The following is a 4757-nucleotide window of genomic DNA, read 5'->3' as shown; positions in this document are numbered from 1 at the left end:
AGTGCGGCGGCGGCCGCCAGCAGGCCGTGGGTGAGGCCGAGTCCGGTGCGTGCCAGCTCGTGGGCCCGCTCTCCCGCCTCCTGCGCCTCCGCGGCGAAGGGGAGGGAGGGGCCCGCGGTCGTCCTGACGGACGGCGTGGCCCCCGGCGTGCCGGACACGCCGACGGGCACCCCACCCGCGTCCCGCGTCTGCGCCGGGTCCGGCACCTGGTCCTTGCCCCGCGTCTGCACCGGGTCCGGCACCTGCTCCTTGCCCCGCGACTGCGCCGGGCCCGGCACCTGGTCCTTGCCCCTCGTCCGTTCCGGACCCGGTGTCGCGCCCGTCGGCTCCGGGCCCGGTGTCACGTCCTCGCCCTCGGCCCCGATCGCGAACCGGTACGCGCCGGACTCCCCCGCCCACTCCCCGTCCTGGCCCCGGCGCTGGACGGCGGCGGCGTTGACGGTGACCTGGTCGGGTGCGGTGTCGGGGCCGACCGCGAGCCGGACCCTGACGCTGACGGTCTCACCGGGCGGCACCGTGAAGCCCTTGAACCCGGGCCCGTCGAGCACCCCGACCAGTTCCTGCTCGTCGGTGTTCTCGAACGTCACCGGCAGCGCGCGGGAGCCGTCGTAGAAGTCCAGCTCGGCCCGGTCGGCCCTCAGCGTGCGCCGGTCGTCGAAGAGGACGACGACCGGGTGGATGTCCGTGCAGGTCCGGCTCGTGGTGTTGGTGAGGTCGATGTACCAGGTGCCGTATCCGCCGCCCGCCACGTAGGACGCGGGGCCGCCGTGGATCCGGGTGGTCAGCGGAAAGGCGTGCGCGCCCGGGGCGGCGCAGGACGGCGTCATGTCCGCGCCGGCGACGGCCGCCGCGGGCCCGGGAACCCCGGGTACGAGGACGGCGGCCGTGGCGAGGCCGAGGGACAGGGTCGTGCGCGGTCGCATGAACACATGACCATGCCGGGCCGCGGGCGGAGAGCGGCGCCGCCACTCCGGGGCGGCCGGCGACTCCGCCCGATCAGCGGACGCCGGGCCTTCCGCGGGCCGGGTGGAGGGTCAGGAGGTCAGCATGACGCGCCGGCCGCTGTCACTCGTGTTCACGCACTCCTGGTAGGGGTTCGGGTCGCCCTGCCGCTCCTGGCACTTCCACCCGGCGCCGGCCGCCCGCACGTCCACGGGCGCGCCCGACGCGCTGCGCCAGACCTTGGTGTAGGCGGCCGCCACCGACAGCGCCGCGCCACAGTCCACGTCCCCGGCGGCCGACACCCCGAGCCCGGTGGCCGAGTCGGTCCCGCAGACCGCGCTGCGCGCCTGCGCCACACCCCCACCGGCGAACGCCTGCCCCGCCACCGAAAGACACAGCATCGTGGCGCCGAGCAGCCCGCCGATGATCCCCATCCGGACCGTACGCATGCGCACCCTCCTAACCGGGCGAAGCTTCCAGGTCATAAGTACCCGCACCACACCGGGATCCCCCACAACCACAGCCACACCAACCCCAGGAACGGCACCCGAATGGCGGACGGCGGCACCCGGGCAGGCTTGCGCGCGCTCCCGCCCTCACCCGTCCCCGCGCCCGAACAACGGCGCCAGCAGCAGCTGTGCGGCTCCCTCGGCCACCACCGCCTCCCCCCGCGGAGCGACCCGTACGGCCACCGTCCCCCCGGGCACCCCCTCCCGCCGGGCCCGCGCGTCGAGGACCTCGGCGACTCCGCGGACGTACGGTTCCGGCGAGGAGACGATCGTGCGCCCCCCGAGCAGCACACGGTCGATGTCCAGCAGCCCGGCCAGGTTCCCGGCCCCCACGCCCAGCACCCGTGCGGCCGTCCCCGCCTCGCCCCGGCCCACGGCGGACAGGCACAGCACCTCCAGGCACCCCCGGTTCCCGCACTCGCACGCCGGCCCGTCCAGCTGGATGACCTGGTGCCCGAACTCCCCGGCCCCGGTCCGCGCCCCCCGGTGCACGCTCCCGCCGATCACCAGCCCGGCCCCCAGCCCCGTGCCGAGGTGCAGATACGCGAAGGACCCGCCCTCGCCCCCGGCCGACAGCCCGAGCGCGGCCGCGTTGGTGTCCTTGTCCACCACGACCGGCACCCCCAGCCGCGCCTCCAGCGCGTCCCGGAGCGGGAACCCGTCCCACTCCGGGAATCCGGTGACCCGGTGCAGCACCCCGCGCACATGGTCCAGCGGCCCCGGCAGCGCGACCCCGACCCCGAGCAGCGATCCGACCTCGGCGAGCCCTCCCGCGACGCCTCCCAGCACCGCCCCCACCAGCCCCGTCACCTGCTCGGCGACCGCTCCCAGCACGGCCTGCGCCCCGGCCCCCAGGTCCAGCGCCGCGCGCCGCTCCCCGACCACGGCCCCGTCGAGATCGACCAGCACGGCCCGCAGTTCGTCCCGGTCGAGATGGACGCCCACCGCGTGCCCGGCCTCCGGCACCAGTCGCAGCACGGTCCGCGGCTTGCCCCCGGTGGACGCCCGCCGCCCGGCCTCCGCCGCGAGCCCCTCCTCCCGCAGCCTGGCGGTGATCTTGCTGACGGCCTGCGGGGTCAGCCCGGTGCGCTCGGCCAGCTCCAGGCGGCTGATGCCGTCCCCACCGGCCCCGCGCAGCAGGTCGAGCACGAGCGCGGTGTTGTGCGACCGCACCGCGCGCAGGTTCGCTCCGGCCGGGCCACCGCTCTTCGTCCTGTTCACGCCACCCATTCTCCCCTCCGCTTGCACTTTGGCAACAGCGTTGCGAAAGTAGGACGCATGACTGGTACTCCCCTCCGCGTCGGCCTGATCGGCTACGGCCTCGCCGGCTCCGTCTTCCACGCCCCGCTGATCGCCGCCACCGAGGGCCTCGCCCTGGACACGGTCGTCACCTCCAACCCGGAGCGGCAGGAGCAGGCCCGCGCCGAGTTCCCGGACGTGACGCTCGCCGCCTCCCCCGACGAGCTGTTCGACCGCGCGGACGGGCTCGACCTGGTCGTCATCGCCTCCCCGAACAGGACGCACGTCGCGCTGGCCACGGCCGCCCTCAAGGCCGGCCTGCCGGTGGTCGTGGACAAGCCGGTCGCCGGCACCGCCGCCGAGGCCCGCGAGCTGGCCGCCCTCGCCGAGGAACGCGGTCTGCTCCTGTCGGTCTTCCAGAACCGCCGCTGGGACAACGACTTCCTGACCCTGCGAAAGCTCATGGCGGACGGCGCCCTCGGCGACGTCCGGCGCTTCGAGTCCCGGTTCGAGCGCTGGCGGCCGCAGCCCAAGGGCGGCTGGCGCGAGTCCGGCGACCCGGCGGAGATCGGGGGTCTGCTCTACGACCTCGGCAGCCATGTCGTCGACCAGGCCCTGGTCCTCTTCGGCCCGGCCACCGAGGTGTACGCCGAGGCGGACGTCCGCCGCCCCGGCGCCGAGGCCGACGACGACACCTTCATCGCGCTCACCCACGCGAGCGGCGTCCGCTCCCACCTCTACGTCTCCGCGACGACGCCCCAGCTCGGCCCCCGCTTCCGGGTGCTGGGCTCCCTGGCCGGCTATGTGAAGTACGGCCTGGACCCGCAGGAGGGGGCGCTGCGCGAGGGCCTGCGCCCCGGCCCCCGGTGGGGCGGGGAGCCCGAGTCCCTGTACGGCCGTATCGGCGCCGGCGAGTCCCCGCTGACCGGCGGCGGCACCCCCGTTCCGACCGTGCCGGGCGACTACCCCGCCTACTACGCGGCCGTCGCCGGCGCCCTGACCGGCGCCGGACCCAACCCGGTGACCGCCCTGGAGGCGGCCGCGGCCCTCGACGTACTGGAGGCGGCCCGCCGGTCCGCCCGCGACAAGGTGACGGTGACCCTCTGATGCCCCACCCGCAGACCACCCCCGAGCTCACCCCGACCCTGGCGGAGCTGGAGGCGCAGGAACGCCGGCTGGTCTTCCGGCAGTTCACCCACGAGGACGCCTGGGCGCTCGGCTCCCTGCTGGTGGAGCTGGCCCGGGAGCGCCGGGCTCCGGTGGCGATCGACATCCACCGCGCCGGCCAGCAGCTCTTCCACGCGGCGCTGCCGGGCTCCACCCCGGACAACGACGCCTGGATCGCCCGCAAGCGCCGGGTGGTGGAGCGCTACGGCGCCTCCTCCTACCTGGTCGGCGCCCGCTTCCGCGCCAAGGGGACGACGTTCGAGGACTCCTCCCGCCTCGACCCCGACGTCTACGCGGCCCACGGCGGCTCGTTCCCGGTCCACGTCGAGAACGCCGGCGTCATCGGTTCGGTGACGGTATCCGGCCTGCCCCAGCTCCAGGACCACCGTCTCGTGGTGGAGGCGCTGGAGGAGTTCCTGGGCAGGGCGGGGGATTAACCCGGCGATCTTCCGGGTTGGCACCGGTGTAGGGCCGCCACGGCACCACGCTCGACCGGAGGGATCACCACCGATGACCGACCCATTGCGGCAGACCGTCGGACGGTACGGCATCTGGAACGTCGGCCTGCGCTCGGAGGACCCCTCCCGGCGCGGCGAACTGGCGGAGGCGGCGGCCGAGTTGCAGGAACTCGGCTTCGGGACGGTGTGGCTGGGCGGCAGCAGCGCCGCCCGCCACGCCGTGCCGCTCCTGGAGGCCACCGACACGCTCGTCGTCGGCACCAGCATCCAGAGCATCTGGCAGTACGAGGCGGAGGCGAGCGCGGCGGCCTTCGCCGAGGTGGAGGCCGCCCACCCCGGCCGCTTCCTGCTCGGCCTCGGCGTCAGCCACGCCAAGCTCGCCGACCAGTACCACCGCCGGTCCGCTCGACGGGCAGGAGGCGGCGGCACTGCTGGAGCGGAC

At 75.4% G+C, this 4757-nt stretch carries 6 protein-coding genes; 3 read left to right on the top strand and 3 right to left on the bottom strand.

The genetic code is table 11. From position 1 onward, the window contains the following. From ACWEN3_RS41705 to ACWEN3_RS41695, 3 genes are all read right to left on the bottom strand, one after another. Positions 1–923: hypothetical protein (locus ACWEN3_RS41705; protein ID WP_452982529.1), on the bottom strand; the 923-nt coding region annotated here is incomplete at its 3' end. 111 nt (positions 924–1034) lie between these two features. Beyond that, positions 1035–1391 (bottom strand): hypothetical protein, encoded by a 357-nt coding sequence (locus tag ACWEN3_RS41700; protein WP_452982526.1) that lies wholly within the window; start codon positions 1389–1391, stop codon positions 1035–1037. Between the two features lie 147 nt (positions 1392–1538). Beyond that, positions 1539–2681 carry an ROK family transcriptional regulator gene (locus ACWEN3_RS41695; RefSeq protein ID WP_452982523.1) on the bottom strand — a complete coding sequence of 381 codons (1143 nt, stop codon included), beginning with the start codon at positions 2679–2681 and terminating at the stop codon, positions 1539–1541. Positions 2682–2729: 48 nt separating this feature from the next. Here ACWEN3_RS41695 and ACWEN3_RS41690 point away from each other — a divergent pair, with 48 nt between their 5' ends. The 3 genes from ACWEN3_RS41690 to ACWEN3_RS41680 form a co-directional block, all read left to right on the top strand. Further along, entirely contained in the window at positions 2730–3797 is a 1068-nt protein-coding gene (locus tag ACWEN3_RS41690; protein WP_452982520.1) for a Gfo/Idh/MocA family protein, read from the top strand. Beyond that, on the top strand, positions 3797–4294 hold the full coding sequence (locus ACWEN3_RS41685) for a heme-degrading domain-containing protein (protein ID WP_452982517.1): 498 nt from the start codon (positions 3797–3799) through the stop codon (positions 4292–4294). Before ACWEN3_RS41690 ends, ACWEN3_RS41685 begins: the two co-directional genes overlap by 1 nt. Positions 4295–4367: 73 nt before the next feature. Next, positions 4368–4757: LLM class flavin-dependent oxidoreductase (locus ACWEN3_RS41680; protein ID WP_452982514.1), on the top strand; the 390-nt coding region annotated here is incomplete at its 3' end.

The sequence above is a fragment of the Streptomyces sp. NPDC004561 genome, assembly GCF_053602155.1.
Note: the sequence above shows the minus strand (reverse complement) of the source record. Positions and strands in the feature narration are given on the sequence as shown.